Consider the following 13,842-nt stretch of genomic DNA (forward strand, 5'->3'; position numbering starts at 1 on the left):
GACCTGGCACCGCTTTCGGCCCATACCAGCGAGAAGAGGGGAGCGAGTGACGAAATCAATGTCCAATCAAATGGATAGAGGGGGCTGGGTGATGAAACGGATTGAGGAGCAGGCCAGGCGGCTGGACCAGGAGTATCAGGGCATTGCCCAGTTGTTCGATCAGTTCTGCCAGCAGGCCGGCGTGCTCGCCGAACGCTATCACTTCTTCAACTGGCCGGATTATGAAGAGAGCCCGCCCCTCGCCCGCGCCTTCACCCTGCTGGGGGAACCACGGGAGCTGCGGCTGCGCTGTCAACCCGGCGAGGGGGGTTCCCTGAACGGCCTCCTCCAGGTGTGTGGCGAGGAAGGCAAGGTCCACGCCAGCCTGGGCTTTCGTGCCGACGGCCACCTGCTGCTGGAGCCGGGCCGCCTGCTCGACGACCCGCCGGGACTGCTGCTGAGGCTGATGCTGGGCTCCCTCTGGCAAGATCAGGGGAGCGAGCCTCCCCGCTGACCCCCGCCAGGGGCGTCAGTCGGCAGACACTTCGATGGTCAGGTGCACCAGCTCCTCGTGGATGGCGAGGCGCTCGCGGATCGCCTGTGCCGGGACCGGGGTCGCCATCTGCAACGACATCGCGGCGGCATACTGCATCTGCCCCACCCGCCAGACGTGCAGATCGCGGATCTCGGCGCCAGGCAGCTCGGCAATCACCTCGCGGATCTCGTCCACCAGGGGCGCATCCATCTCCGCATCCAGCAAGACGCGCCCGGTATCACGCAGCAGCCCCCTGGCCCACACCGCCACCAGCACGGCCCCGGCGATGCCCATCAGGGGATCCAGCCAGTCCGCCCCCCACAACATGCCTCCCACCAGCGCCACAATCGCCAGCACCGAGGTGGCCGCGTCCGCCAGCACGTGGAGGTAGGCGGCCCGCAGGTTGAGATCCTGATGGCCGTGGTGGTGATCGTGCGAGTGGTCGTGATGACCGTGATGGTGGTCGTGACCATGGTGATGGCCGTGATCGTCCCTGAGCAGCCAGGCACAGGCCAGATTCACCAGCAGGCCCAGCAGGGCAATGCCGATCGCCTGCTGATAATGGATGGGGCTGGGGTCCAGCAACCTGGCCACCGACTCGAACAGCATCAACCCCGCCACCCCCACCAGCAGCAGGGCGCTGCTGAAGCCCCCCAGCACCTCTATCTTCCAGGTACCGAAGCTGAACCTGTGATCCCGCGCAAAGTGGCGGGCCGCGCGATAGGCCAGCACCGAGAGGCCGAGGGCCAGGGCATGGGAGCTCATGTGCCAGCCGTCGGCCAGCAGCGCCATGGAGTTGTAGAACCAGCCGCCACCGATCTCCGCCACCATCATGACGACGGTGAGCAGCACGGCCCAGCGGGTCTTCTGTTCGGCCAGGGGATTCCCTTCGTGGACGACGGGGTGATGGCAGTGGGATGAGGCGAGGGATGGCATGGATTTCTCCTGAAAACGAGGATGCTATATACTATACCCCAGTATAGTTTTATTGATCGAGAGGATCCTGGATGTCACACACGGTTCACGACAAGAAGAAGCTGCTGGCACGGGTCAGGCGCATCAAGGGGCAGACCGGCGCCCTGGAGAGCGCCCTGGAACAGGAAACAGACTGCGCCGCCATCCTGCAGCAGATCGCCGCCATCCGCGGCGCCGTCAACGGCCTGATGCTGGAGGTGCTGGAGGGGCACATGCGCGAGCATCTTGGCGCCGAGGAGGCGACCCATGCCGAGCGGCTGGAGGATCTGGATCAGGTGGTGAGGGTACTGCGCTCCTATCTGAAATAAGGGCGCCCGGTGATGACGGGCGCCCCTGTCAGTCGAAGTCCGCGTAGGGAGTGAGAGGCCTTGGCGGCATGTCGAGATCCCCTTGCCAGGGCTTGAAGGTGTAGCGCAGGAACAGGGTGACATGGCTGGGGGCATAGTCATCCGCCTGCTGGATGTCCACCCGGCCACCGATGCGCCAGTGCTCCGTCAGCCTGTGTTCCACCACGCCATTCAGGGTGTAGCCGAATCCACTGCTGCTGCCCCCTTTCACAGGCGCATTCCTGTCTGGCAAACCGCTTGGCAACAAGCCTTCCAGCGGGTAGCGGCGACTGTCGTCGGTACGGGAGCGGGACCAGGATCCCGAGCCTCCCAGCTCCCATGACCAGTCGGGGGTGCGCTGCCGGTAGCTGACCGGCACCGAGAGTGAGAAGTACCCTTGCGGACTGTAATAGCCCCCCTGACCCAGGGTATAGCCCCCCAGATCCTGCTGGTAGTGCCACAGCATGGTGCTGAGCCCCACGCTGGCACGGCGATGGGTCTCGTTGACGAACTTGTAATAGCCCCCTCCCATGAGCCGGGTGCGCCAGTTGTCGGGCACGTTCTTGCCGGTCAGCAGGTGCTGCTGGGCGCTGCCCCAGAACCCGACGGCCCCTCCCAGATCCCGGCTGAGATCGAGGCGGACCCCGTTCGCCCGCACCCCGCCCCAGCTGATGCCCGTGCCCGGATCCACCGTTCCCCCATAGGAGAGCAGCGAGCTGCTGACGGGCCGACGCGAGAGGGTCATCCCCCACCCCAGCGTGTGCCAGTCACCGGTCAAGGTGGCGCCCCCGACCCAGTCCACCACCTCGAAACCGAGGGGCGTGGTCCCCAGATCGAACGCCCAGGCCCCCCGCTGCCAGCCTGCCGCCAGGGTGGTCCCCCGGCTCTGCTGGTGCGCGTCCCCGCGGCAGTCCCTGGCCGCACAGGTACCGAACTGCGCCCGGTAAGGGGAGTCCGGCAGATCTCCGGCATCCATGTCGACCAGTTCAAGGCGGCCGAAGGCGGTACCACCGGCCAGCGGCGTATCCAGTTGCGCCATCTGGGTCAGCGCCCGCAAATCCGAGTAGCCCCCGGTACCGCTGGAGCCCCAGTAATCGCTGTCGAGGGAGAAGGTGGTCTGGCTCTGCCGGTAATGCCTGTCGAGATCGCTGCGCAGGCCGGATGCCAGCCACCCTTCCCCATCCTGACTGCGGGCCAGCCGGGTCAGCTCGCCTCCCTCCAGATCCTCGCGGGGGGCCAGACCTGCGGCCACCAGCCCCTTGCGATCCCGCACCAGGGCCTCTTCCACATCATGCTCGGCAACGCGCTGGCGGGCGGCATCGCGCCAGAACAGTGCCACCTGCTGGGAGGCCGGTTGCATCGCCACCAGGGGTTCGTAGTCGGTGAAGATGGCCCGGGCCGTCTCCCCCTCTCCCAGCGCCTGATAGAGATTGGCTACCCGGCGGTAGTAGTTGGCCCCCTCCGGGGGCAGCGGGCTGACCGGCCAGGCGGGCAGCCAGTGACGGGCCTTTGCCAGATCGCCCCTGGCCTGGGCCAGTTCGGCCATGCCAAGCCTGGCCTCGGGCTGTTGCGGCGTGCGGGCAAGCACCTCCTGATAGCGCTGCTCCGCCAGTGCATAGGCCCCCCGATCCGTGGCCCACTCCGCCAGCATCAGGCTTACCTCTTCATCCGGCTGCAACGGCTGAAGCAGGCGTTCGGCCCCCTCATCATCCCCGGCCTCGTGACGCGCCCTCGCCCTGGCGAGCACCTCGTCACGGGCGAGGCGCTGATCCAGCGCATCCATATCCTGTGTCCAGCCGGACCTAGGGATGGCGGCCAGCACCCCTCTCGCCTCCACCATCTTGTCCTGCCCCGAGAGATAGAGGGCGGTGGCGTAGCGCAGGGTGGCATCCTGCGGGTGCGCCGCCAGCCGTTCTCGCAAGAGCCGCTCCCCGCTGCCAGCCTCCCCGAGGCGGGCCCGGGTATCGGCCACTCGATAGGCCAGCCACACCTCTTCCGGGGTCAGCGCAAGTGCCTGCTCGCGAAGGCGCAGCGCCGCCGCCACCTTGCCGGCCCGATCAAGCTGATCGGCCTCCTCCTGCAACAGCCCGGCCTTGAGCCGCCGCCCTTCGGCCTGCATCCCGGGGGTGCCCTGCTGCTCCAGCAGGGCCAGGGCACGTGCCGGATCCTGCTCCTTGTAGAGATCGAACAGGCGGGCCAGGGCCCGCTCCCGCGCGCTCCCCATGGCGAGCGCCTTGCGATAGGCGGACTCCGCGTCGGCATCGCGATGACGGCCACGCTCGCTGTCTCCGAGCCCCAGCCAGGCTTCGGGTTCATGCCCATCCTGGGCGATGGCACGGCGATACAGGATCGCCGCCTCATCCCACTGCTCCCGTTCCAGGGCGCTGCGCCCCTGGCTCACCAGCAGCCAGTAGCGGTTGGTAGCCAGCAGGCTGCGCCATTTGTCCTTGTCGGTCACCTCGGGGTGTGCCAGCACCCGTTCAAACTGGGCGATGGCCAGCGCTCGCTGATCGTTGCGGGAGTAGGCCTGCCCCAGGGCCCCCATGAGTTCGGGATCCCCCGGGTTGGCAGCCAGGGCACGCTGCAAGCGGGAGATGGAGGCACTACCTCCCGCCGTGCTTGCGAGCGCCGACTGGCGTGCACGATAGGCAGGCGAGGCCCACTTCTCCTCCTGGGTAGCGAGCAGCTGTTCCGCCTTGGTGGTATCCCCTTCGCCAAAGAGCACCATGTACTCCTGCAAGGCAGCGATGCTCCCGGGACCGATGGGCAGGGATTCGATGTCCGCGAGCCAGATCTCGGCGGCCTCGTCCCGCTGATAGGGGTCTCGCGCCATCTCGCGCAACAGGTTCTGCGCCCCCTGACGCCGACCCTCCGCCAGATAGAGGCGAGCCAGCCCGCCCCGCACTCTGGGCTCACCCGGATATTGCCGGTTGAGTGCCTCCAGGGCCGCCAGCCCCTTTGCCTTCATGGCCGGGATCCGTGTCTGCAACAGGGCATAATCCACCGCCACGTCGAGATTGGGGGGCAAATCACCGGAGAACAGGGAGCGATAGAGACGCTCAGCCTCCTCCAGCCTGCCGGCGCTGGTCAGCAGCCTGGCTTGTTGCAGTTGCTGGCGCCTGGCCGGTTCGTTCAGGGCCAGGTTGGCCATGCCCTGACGATAGAGCGCAGAGTCGGGGTCTTGCTTGCCAAGGCGGGCCAGCAGTGCCCCGGCCTCCTTGACCTTGCCCTGGCGCAGGGCCTGACGGGCCTGGGCTGCCAGCAGCTCCGGATGATCGGGCTCCACCAGGGAGAGGGAATAGAGGCTGTTGCTGACGAGGTCTTCCCGCCCACGGGCCTCGCCAATCCTGACCTGCTCCAGCAGCCAGGCCACCGGCTGTACCGTCCCTTGCGCCAGGGCTCCGCTCATCAGGCAGGCGAGCAGGCACCCCAGGGTCACTCTGCCTGACATGACTCGCTCCAATCCGGCTGCAGGGTACCGTCGGCGGCAAAGCGATAACGCCCCTGATCCCAGCCTGCGCCGAACAGGGTCAGCACGCTGCCGTAGTAGGCATCCGCATCCAGCCCGTGATCGGAGACCTGCTTGCGCAAGGTGACCTGCACCGGCAAGCCCCGTGACAGGGGCAGGAGGGCGGCGGCAAAGCCGCTCGGCCCCTTGCCCTGAACCTGTCCACTTTGGCTGGAGACCCGCTCGGGCAGATGACCCGATTCGGTCAGCTGCGCCAGCATGGGGGCAAAGTGGGCCACCAGGGAAGCCCTGGCGGGATCCTCCTCGCTCAGCATGCCGAGCCAGAGATAGACGCGGATGGCGTCATAGCCACCGGTGTCGCCCTTGTCCGCCGTCACCTGCCATCCCTTGTCGGCCTGCCAGTCCACCCAGTCCGGGGCAAAGCCACGGGGCGCACTCTCCTGCAACAATTTGGGCAAGAGGGCCCGCATCTCGCCCCAGGGCCCCTTGAAGGAAGCGAATCTGGCCAGCAGTTGTGGGGGCAGATAACTGGGGTTGAGGGTCCAGCGTCCCTCCCCCTCATAGCCTTTCGCCCCGGGCAGTAACACGGGGCCGAGACCCGGCAGCGTGGCGACCTCCTCCCGGGCGATACGACGCAGCAACAGGGTGCCGAGGGCCGAGTAGCTGTGGTTGTCCCACAGGCGACCCGCCTCCAGCAGGCTGTAGGCTATCCAGAGATCCGAATCGGACGCGCTGTTTGCATCCAGCACACCCCAGTTGCCGTCCTGCTGCCTGCCCCAGAGCCAGGATGGCAGGAAGCCGGTCAGATCCCCGCGGGCGAGCTGCCGCTCCGTCCAGTCAAGCAGGCGGGCAAAGGTCTCCCTGTCATCGTTGACCAGGGCGAAGAAGAGGGCATAGCTCTGGCCTTCCGAGGTGGTGATGCGGCGCCCGTCGGCAGGATCGATGACCCTGCCCTCTTCGCTGATGTAGTGCTGGCGAAAGTGATCCCACTCCGGCCAGTGGCAGACGGCCTGCGCCGGGAGGGAACAAAGGGCCCAGAGGAGCAGGGCACCACAGACTTTTTTCATCTGAGTCATCTCTTAATCTTCCTTCAGACGGCGACGACTGGCACTGGCAAGCAGCACCCGCAGGCCCCAGCCCAGTACCAGCATGCAGAGCAGGGTCAGCCCGGCAAGACGCACCGGATAACGGGCAAACAGTTGCCAGAGACGCTCCCACCACGGCAGGTAGCCCACCTCGTAGCGATCCCCCACCACCAGGCTCTTCACCCCGGATTCCCGGATGATGGCCACCGAGCCTGCCACCTGATCGCGCAGGGTGGCGTTTTGCAGGGTGTCGTTGAGCAGCCTGACCCCGGCCGGACCGTCGGCCAGCAGGGCCACCAGGCTGCGCTGCTCGTGGGTCGGCGACTGCAGGCCCAGGATAACGGCGATGGCGCGGTTGCCCGTCATGCCGACCCTGGCCTGGGGCTGGCGATCGGCCATGCTGTGCAGCAGATCCCCCTGGTGCTGGCGGGTCGGCTCGTTGACCCAACTGCGGGTGGCCTGCAGCAGGGCGTCTGGCGCCAGATCCCCCTGAAACTCCTCGGGCAGGGTGCCGATGAGCAGGGTATCCCGATCCGCGGTGCGGGCCTGCGCCCAGTCATCCAGGACTCGCAGGGAGAGGGCCGGATACCCGGTCTCGGCCCCGATGGCACCGACGGCATCGAGCAAGGTGGTGATCTGCGCCGGGTGCGCCCTGGCGGGCATGACCACCTGGCTGTCGGCAAGATCCGCCATCCGGCTGAAGGGGAAGCCCGCATAGGCGAACGCCTTGAGGTTCGGCATCTCGATGAAGTGGCGATAGCCGCTGAAGTCGATGGTGGAGCCCTCGTCGATGCGCACCTGATGGGCAGGCGGCATCACCAGGTCGCAACGGCCATCCTCCGTCCCTCCCATGTATTGCTGGGCATACTCGAACGAGAAGCTCAGGCTGTTGGCCTGGGTGGTCTTGAGCCCGGGCATGCGCAGCGCCATGGTGTCGCCGTCGTCGGCAAACCAGAGCGGCAGGGTCAGCAACCGCTCACTCTTGACCTCGCCGGGCTCGAGCGTGAACGACTTCATGAGCTGGCCGTTGACCGCCACATCCAGCCGGGAACCGTCGCGCAGGGTGGGCGAGGTGTGGTGATACTTCAGCTCCGTCCTGATGCCGTTCTCCCCCAGTAGATAGAGATCCGGCGGCAGGCGCAGCGTCATGCTCATGGGCCACAGCGTGCGCCCCGTTGCCTGCAACTGGCCCGGGTACTCCGTGAGCTCGTCAAAGCGCATCTTGCGATCCAGTCGCACCCAGTTCGGGGCGTCGTAGGGTTGACGCGGGGAGAGCGGCTTCACCTCGTCCACCATGACGCTCTGGCCACGCAGCATGACATCGCCTCGCGCCAGCCCCTGCACCGCCGTCAGCAGATCCTGCTGATCCCGCCCCAGGATCAGCAGCAGCTTCACATAGGGGTTGTCGGGGGAGCTGATCATGTCGATGGTGGGCCCCTTCACCTCGGGATAGTCCACCAGGAAATCGGGGCGCGCGTCATTGGTGGCAAAGATCACTGCGTTGCGATCCGGCAACTGGTTGATGAGCACCGGGAAATGCTGGCCCCGCCACTGGGCCTTGGTGCCGAACCAGGAGGCCAGCACCGCCGCCGCCTGCTGCTGCTCCGGGGGCACTGAGCCCGTGAACACCATGGGCAGAGTCAGCTTGCCATTGTCCCGCACGTCGAGGAACGGCATGGGGAAGAAGGAGAGCTCGTTGCGCACCGGCAGGGTCTGCAACTGCAGGGTCAGCTTGCTGTCCCGGTTGACGTTGAGCCAGAGGGTATCGCTCGCCGGGTTCTCGCACACTTTCTGATAGTGGCCGACGAAGCTCACCTTGAGGCGGTTGAAATCCTTGGCATAGCGGGGATCCAGCTCGATGCTGGCATGGGTCATCGTCCCCATCTGATCCTGGTTGAGGGCCGTCACCCCCATCAACTCGTCATTGAGATAGACCTTGACCTGGGAGATGAGCGGCAGCAGGGAGGGCGATGGCGTGAAGTTCAGGTCCAGGGTGGCCCGGGTCACCACCTCGTCCCGCCGTACGGTGAAGTCGGCCAGTCCGTCTGGCGCATTGCCGCGCAGGGACAGGGTGCCTGGCGATGATGCCATCTGTTCGAAGCTCATCCCCTGGGTGCGCACCGGAGCGGGAACAGGCGGCAGGGGGCCGACGGCCTCGGCGGCGGTCGCACCCTGCGCCATCAGCAGGAGAGGAATAAGGTAGCGTTGTGGTTTCATCATCCTTTCACTGTCTGTGAGGTCGGAGTCCCGGCCCGGAAATCTGGGGAGACGCGACGGGGAACGAAGGAGAGGAGCCAGCGAGCCAGCTTCTCGAGGAGGATACAAACAAAGCCGATGGGTGAGGTACGGGCCAGACGCCAGTAAGCCCCCCAGCCGAGCAGGGTAATGTCGAGCAGGCTGTGGAGGGGGCGATCCTTGCCCAGACGCTGCTGCCACAGGGACCAGGTATCGGCCCGGGCGAAGGTGCACTGGATGAACTCGACATGCTGCGCCTGCGCCATGGGCTCCAGCTCCAGTCCCAGCTTGCAGCCGAACACCCGCTGCACCTTGGCGGCGAACGCCTGCTCCCGCTGGTCATGGCGCAGCAGCAACCAGACCCTCTCCTTGTCGGCCAGGGGTAGGGGCGCCTCGAGCAGCACCCCGACCCCCCCGTTGGAGTAATCCCTGACGGTACAGGGGTAGAGGTGACCGTTCGCCAGCCTGATGGCCGCCGGCATCACCATCTCCACCCTGGGGTTGGCACGGACCTGCCGCGACTCGAAGGCCACCGCCAGGGCGACGCCCAGTATGGTCATGTTGTAGAGGGTCCAGATCATGCTGAGGATCAGGGTCGGCACCTCGTCGGCAGGGCCGGTGCCGATGCGCCAGAGACCGAACCCCAGCCCGCACAGATTGAGCAGGATCAGCAGCAGATAGGGGCGGGAGACCGACAGATCGAGGAACACCTCCTCCGTCATCCCCCCCTTGGCAGTCACGTTGAACGTCCCCTTGTGGGGTGCAAAGAGCGCCACCGTGGTCGGCCTGGCGATGTACCAGGCCAGCACCGTCTCATAGACCTCGCCCCAGAAGGAGTGGCGCACCTTGCCCTGCAACCGGGAGTTGGTCAGGGCGCTGTGGAAAATGTGCGGCAACATGTAGAGGGCGATGGCCGCCGCCGGGGCATAGATGATGTAGGCGTGCAGGATCAGGAAGGCAAGCGGCGCCGTCAGGAAGATGAGCCTCGGTATGCCCGAGAGGAAATGCAGCATGGCATTGAAGTAGCACAGCCGCTGCCCCAGCTTGAGCCCCTTGCCGAAGAGGGGGTTGTCCAGACGCAGGATCTGCACCATGCCGCGCGCCCACCGGATGCGCTGACCGATGTGGGCAGAGAGGCTTTCGGTGGCCAGCCCCGCCGCCAGCGGGATCCGGATATAGGCCGAGGTGTAGCCGAGGCGGTGCAGCCGCAGGGAGGTGTGGGCATCCTCGGTGACCGTCTCCACCGCGATGCCGCCGATCTCGTCAAGGGCAGTGCGCTTGATGACGGCGCAAGAGCCGCAGAAGAAGCTGGCATCCCACATGTCGTTGCCATCCTGCACCAGGCCGTAGAAGAGAGCCCCCTCGTTCGGCATCTTGCGAAACCGTTGCAGGTTGTGTTCGAACGGATCGGCGGAGAAGAAGTGGTGGGGGGTCTGGACCACGCCCAGACGGGGATCCCGGTAGAACCAGCCCACCGTCATCTGCAGGAAGGAGCGGGTCGGCAGGTGGTCACAGTCGAAGATGGCGACCAGATCCCCGGTGGCCATCTTGAGGGCGTGATTGATGTTGCCCGCCTTGGCGTGCTCATGGGTCGACCGGGCCACATAGCGGATCCCGGCCTCCTCGGCGAAGTCGCGAAACGCTGCCCGCCCCCCGTCGTCAAGCAGCCAGATGGTCAGCTTGTCGGCGGGCCAGTCGAGCCCCATGGCGGCGTAGACAGTCCCCTTCACGATGGCGAGATCCTCGTTGTAGGTGGGGATCATCAGATCCACGCTGGGCCACTGGGCCGGATCCGCCGGCAGTTGTGCCGGAGGGCGGTGCAGGGGCCATGCGGTCTGCCAGTAGCCGAGCAGCAGCACCAGCCAGGCATAGGTCTCGGCGGCCAGCAGCAGCAGGCCGCAGGCCAGGCTGACGGGATCGAACCAGTCGAGGGTCGAGGTGTAGCGCCACCAGATGTAGCGGCAGGAGATGGTGAGGGAGAGCACCATCATCATCAGCATGGGATAACGGCCCGGCACGGCCCGCAGGATGAAGGCCATGGCCGCCAGCAAGAGGACGAACACCAGTTGCGCCTGCAGGGTGAACGGCTGGGTGACGCAGAGCAGGGAGAGGCTCCCGGCCACCACGCAGAGCAGCACACTCTTCCAGCGTTCCTCGCGGGGCGTGGCCCTGGCGGCGGCCAGCCCTTTCTCCTCCTGGCGGGCCAGGAAGGCCCCGAGAGCCTGAGTACCCATATGCCAGAGCCGTTGCCAGGAGGCAGGCCAGCGCAGAGGGATGGGTTGTGGGCGACGCACTATCATCCAGAGGCTCTGCAACAGAACGCGCAGGGGATCCCCGACCCGGGGGTGCGTCAGCTGGGGATAGAGTCCCCGGGCATGGCCCAGCACCCATTGCCAGCCATGACGCTCGAGGGGGAAGAGAGCCCAGGCCAGCAGCCAGCCCAGTGTCAATGCGGCCGCCCCCGGGCGGGAAGCCCCCCGCTCGCGCAGTGCGCCATAGCGCTGCGAGCACCAGAGGCCCGCAGCCGGCGTCAGCAGCCGCACTCTCATCGGGGCGCCTCCCCCTCTGCCAGACACCAGGCCGCCAGGGCGGCCAGCTCGTGGGCAACCAGACTGGTGGGCGCATAGCGGCCGACCGGCAGCTTGGCGGCCATGGCCTCCGCCATGGCTTCGTCCCTGTGCAGATGAAGATTGAGCAGAGGGAGCCCTCCTGCCAGCCAGAGATCCAGCAGCCCCTGCTGCAGGGCCCGCTGGCTGGAGAACTGGGTCACCAGCAGACGCTCATCGTCCGCCCAGGAGTGGCGGTGAAGCCGCACATGGCAGTTGGCATCCGCATTGACCACCAGCAAGCGCCTGCAGGGGATGACGGGGGCCATGCCCCGGGGCAGATCCAGCAGCACCAGATCATAGCCATCGATCCCCGCCAGCCACTCGGCCGACGCCCCCTCCCCCCCGCCATGGGAGAGCAGATCCAGTCCCTCCTCCCGGCGGTGAAGCGCACCTCGCCACTCCCGCGCCGGCTGGGTCAGCCGGCTCCAGCCTCCTGGATCGTCATGGGGCAGGCCAAGGTGGATGCCAAGCTGGTTGTCCGGGCAGAGATCCACCGCCAGCACCCTTGCCCCCTGCTCATGGGCAGCCTGGGCAAGCCCCGCCACGATGGCGGTGGTCCCCACACCTCCCCGGATCCCCTGCAGGGCGATCACCTTCATGCAGACCTCCCCTCGCCAGTCCCCTCGGGCCCTTTCACTGCCACCTCCGCCAGCAGGGGGAAGCGTGCGCACAAGGCGGCGAGCCGCTCCCTGGCGGCAATATCCTGGTAGGAGAGGCTGACACCAAAGGCCTGCTGGACCATGGCCACGTCATTGATTACCGTGCCCTCCACCGGGACGCCGAAGGGGATCTGCATGTCTGATTGCCGTTCGCTGCGCATCGTCACCTCCGGTCTCATTGGGGATAGGGGACCCAGTCCCCCTGCCCCAGCTTGATGTGGTACTTGCCCTGATATTCGATCACCACCGAGCCCTGGTTCTCGGACACCGACGGGGTCTGCGGCAGGTCGCCCAGCAGGGCATCCCAATCGATGGTCTCGCTCCCGAACACATCCTTCCCCACCAGCCTGGAGACCAGTTCTGATACCGCCAGGAAACTGCTGGGGGTGTCCACGTTGCGGGTCGCCTCGTGGGGCGCCTTGGTACCGAGCAGGGCAACCCCCACCGGCACCTGGGTGATGCTCGGGCTGGGAATGTCCCGCAGCCCGGCCATCTGCATCTTGTCGCCGGTGAGAGCGGCGCCGTGCTCAGGCACCATCACCACGGCCACCTTGCGGCCGGATTGCTCCAGCGTCGTCATGAAGTCGTCCAGCTGATCCAGCAGGGTCTTGAGCCTCGCCTTGTAGGGCGCTATCTGGCGGCTCGCCACATAGCGGTTGCCATCGTGCAGGGCGATGAGGTTGAAGAAGGTGACGTTGCGTGCCGCCTGACTCTGTGTCCGCTCGTTCAGCCAGCGGCCGAACAGGGCATCCCCGCGATAGATGGGCTCGCCATCGAAGGAGGCGAGATCATGGGCCAGCCCCTTCTTGTCCATGGGGGTCACATCCAGCCCGGCATACTGCTGCAGGCCGGTCAGGTAGTTGCCAAAATCCCCCGAGTGATCCATGGCCACCTGCTTGGCAAAGCCGAGCTGGGCCAGATTCTCGAACAGCAGACACTGCTTCGGCGCCGTCACATAGAGCCCCTGGTGGCTGGTCTGCCCGCAACTGGCCCGCAGCAGGCGAATGGAGCTCGGGCCGCTGTAGGAGGTGGCGGAGTTGAAGCGGTTGAAGCGAATGTCGAAGTGGGACCAGACCGGGTGCCCTGTCAGGCCGCTCGCCTCCACGTCACGCCAGGCCAGGGAGCAGACATTGATGATGAGCACATCGAAGGGGGTCGCCTGGGCTGGCAGGCTCTCCGGGAAGTGCACCAGCCTCTCCTGCTCCTCCCGATAGAAGTCATCGAGATAGGCGTTGAGGTTCTCGTTGGTCGGCGGGGCACTCTGGTCAAGCTGCTCCTCCATGGGCAGCACTGAGGGGCGGGTCTCCTCCCGGGGCGTGTTCAGGGCGTGCTCGCTCGCCCCCTTGCTGCTCGCGAAGGGATTGCTCACCTGGGGCGAGACCCAGAGCCAGAGCAGCGCCAGCAGGATCCAGGGGGTGAAGCGCAACCACTGGGCGATGAACAGATAGAGCGTCAGCAGCACGAACCCCGCGCCGACCATCTCCCAATTGATGAAACGCCCGAGCAACTCCGCCCAGTAATCCAGGGTGAAGGAGAAGACCTGGCTGCCCTGGGCACGAATGCTCTCTATCCCCGGCAACCAGGTATCGTGATAGAAGATCCCCGCCCCCACCGGCAACGCCAGCCAGTGCCGCGCACGGCGCCACCCGGCCCTTGGCAGGGGAAAGATCAGGAAGGCGGCAAACACCAGGTTGATCAGGGGATGGAAGTTGAGATATCCCCCCCAGAGCAGGGCGAACTTGGCAAGAAAATAGACATTCCAGCCACCCAGGCCGTGCCAGTCCAGCCAGGGGGAATCGGCATCAGAAACATGTCGGGTCATCGGCGATGAGTCACCTGTTATCGTGGGCCCCCCGAAGGGGCCGGGCACACTGCAATGGTTGTCAAAAGAATAGGTTCATCGCGGCTTTCCGGGGAAGGCCGCCTTGATTTTCAGAAAAAAGTATTCTGAGTCCCTAAATCCATATGCC

The 13,842-nt window shown here is 66.2% G+C and carries 10 protein-coding genes; 2 read left to right on the forward strand and 8 right to left on the reverse strand.

Annotation, left to right across the window (positions count from 1 at the left end; genetic code table 11):
* Nucleotides 1-91: 91 nt before the first annotated feature.
* Complete coding sequence (locus tag PG896_RS06435; RefSeq protein WP_042014589.1) at nt 92-493, forward strand: hypothetical protein; 402 nt, start codon at nt 92-94, stop codon at nt 491-493.
* A 15-nt stretch (nt 494-508) separates the two neighbouring features.
* On the opposite strand, the gene dmeF is transcribed toward PG896_RS06435, so the two are convergent.
* Nucleotides 509-1,450: a CDF family Co(II)/Ni(II) efflux transporter DmeF gene (dmeF, locus tag PG896_RS06440; protein WP_043155840.1), complete on the reverse strand. Its 942-nt coding sequence runs from the start codon at nt 1,448-1,450 to the stop codon at nt 509-511.
* A gap of 71 nt (nt 1,451-1,521) precedes the next feature.
* On the opposite strand from dmeF, the gene PG896_RS06445 reads away from it, so the two are divergent.
* Nucleotides 1,522-1,797, forward strand: a complete 276-nt coding sequence (locus PG896_RS06445) for a metal/formaldehyde-sensitive transcriptional repressor (RefSeq protein WP_041214512.1) — start codon at nt 1,522-1,524, stop codon at nt 1,795-1,797.
* Between the two features lie 28 nt (nt 1,798-1,825).
* Here PG896_RS06445 and bcsC read toward each other — a convergent pair whose 3' ends face one another.
* The 7 genes from bcsC to bcsG are packed head-to-tail and all read right to left on the reverse strand — an operon-like array spanning nt 1,826 to nt 13,694.
* The gene (bcsC, locus tag PG896_RS06450) at nt 1,826-5,266 is read right to left on the reverse strand and encodes a cellulose synthase complex outer membrane protein BcsC (RefSeq protein ID WP_270835537.1); all 3,441 of its coding nucleotides are present in this window, start codon (nt 5,264-5,266) and stop codon (nt 1,826-1,828) included.
* Nucleotides 5,251-6,360, reverse strand: a complete 1,110-nt coding sequence (bcsZ, locus tag PG896_RS06455) for a cellulose synthase complex periplasmic endoglucanase BcsZ (protein WP_270835538.1) — start codon at nt 6,358-6,360, stop codon at nt 5,251-5,253. Before bcsZ ends, bcsC begins: the two co-directional genes overlap by 16 nt.
* A gap of 3 nt (nt 6,361-6,363) precedes the next feature.
* On the reverse strand, nt 6,364-8,589 hold the full coding sequence (gene bcsB / locus PG896_RS06460; RefSeq protein ID WP_270835539.1) for a cellulose biosynthesis cyclic di-GMP-binding regulatory protein BcsB: 2,226 nt from the start codon (nt 8,587-8,589) through the stop codon (nt 6,364-6,366).
* Complete coding sequence (bcsA, locus tag PG896_RS06465; protein WP_270835540.1) at nt 8,586-11,153, reverse strand: UDP-forming cellulose synthase catalytic subunit; 2,568 nt, start codon at nt 11,151-11,153, stop codon at nt 8,586-8,588. Before bcsA ends, bcsB begins: the two co-directional genes overlap by 4 nt.
* Nucleotides 11,150-11,812, reverse strand: coding sequence for a cellulose biosynthesis protein BcsQ (gene bcsQ / locus PG896_RS06470; protein WP_203764182.1), 663 nt, complete (start codon nt 11,810-11,812; stop codon nt 11,150-11,152). The genes bcsA and bcsQ overlap by 4 nt, the downstream gene beginning before the upstream one ends.
* Nucleotides 11,809-12,033, reverse strand: a complete 225-nt coding sequence (gene bcsR, locus PG896_RS06475; protein ID WP_039039486.1) for a cellulose biosynthesis protein BcsR — start codon at nt 12,031-12,033, stop codon at nt 11,809-11,811. Before bcsR ends, bcsQ begins: the two co-directional genes overlap by 4 nt.
* A 14-nt stretch (nt 12,034-12,047) precedes the next feature.
* Nucleotides 12,048-13,694 (reverse strand): cellulose biosynthesis protein BcsG, encoded by a 1,647-nt coding sequence (gene bcsG / locus PG896_RS06480; RefSeq protein WP_042014583.1) that lies wholly within the window; start codon nt 13,692-13,694, stop codon nt 12,048-12,050.
* Between the last annotated feature and the right edge of the window lie 148 nt (nt 13,695-13,842).

Source organism: Aeromonas sp. QDB30, from assembly GCF_027707645.1.
In the GTDB taxonomy this organism is placed as follows: Bacteria; Pseudomonadota; Gammaproteobacteria; order Enterobacterales; family Aeromonadaceae; genus Aeromonas; species Aeromonas caviae.

Bases quoted from the DNA above. Each gene is read 5' to 3' on its own strand.
- PG896_RS06435 (WP_042014589.1), top strand. From the start codon at position 92: ATGAAACGGATTGAGGAGCAGGCCAGGCGGCTGGACCAGGAGTATCAG.
- dmeF (WP_043155840.1), bottom strand. From the start codon at position 1,450: ATGCCATCCCTCGCCTCATCCCACTGCCATCACCCCGTCGTCCACGAA.
- PG896_RS06445 (WP_041214512.1), top strand. From the start codon at position 1,522: ATGTCACACACGGTTCACGACAAGAAGAAGCTGCTGGCACGGGTCAGG.
- bcsC (WP_270835537.1), bottom strand. From the start codon at position 5,266: ATGTCAGGCAGAGTGACCCTGGGGTGCCTGCTCGCCTGCCTGATGAGC.
- bcsZ (WP_270835538.1), bottom strand. From the start codon at position 6,360: ATGACTCAGATGAAAAAAGTCTGTGGTGCCCTGCTCCTCTGGGCCCTT.
- bcsB (WP_270835539.1), bottom strand. From the start codon at position 8,589: ATGATGAAACCACAACGCTACCTTATTCCTCTCCTGCTGATGGCGCAG.
- bcsA (WP_270835540.1), bottom strand. From the start codon at position 11,153: ATGAGAGTGCGGCTGCTGACGCCGGCTGCGGGCCTCTGGTGCTCGCAG.
- bcsQ (WP_203764182.1), bottom strand. From the start codon at position 11,812: ATGAAGGTGATCGCCCTGCAGGGGATCCGGGGAGGTGTGGGGACCACC.
- bcsR (WP_039039486.1), bottom strand. From the start codon at position 12,033: ATGCGCAGCGAACGGCAATCAGACATGCAGATCCCCTTCGGCGTCCCG.
- bcsG (WP_042014583.1), bottom strand. From the start codon at position 13,694: ATGACCCGACATGTTTCTGATGCCGATTCCCCCTGGCTGGACTGGCAC.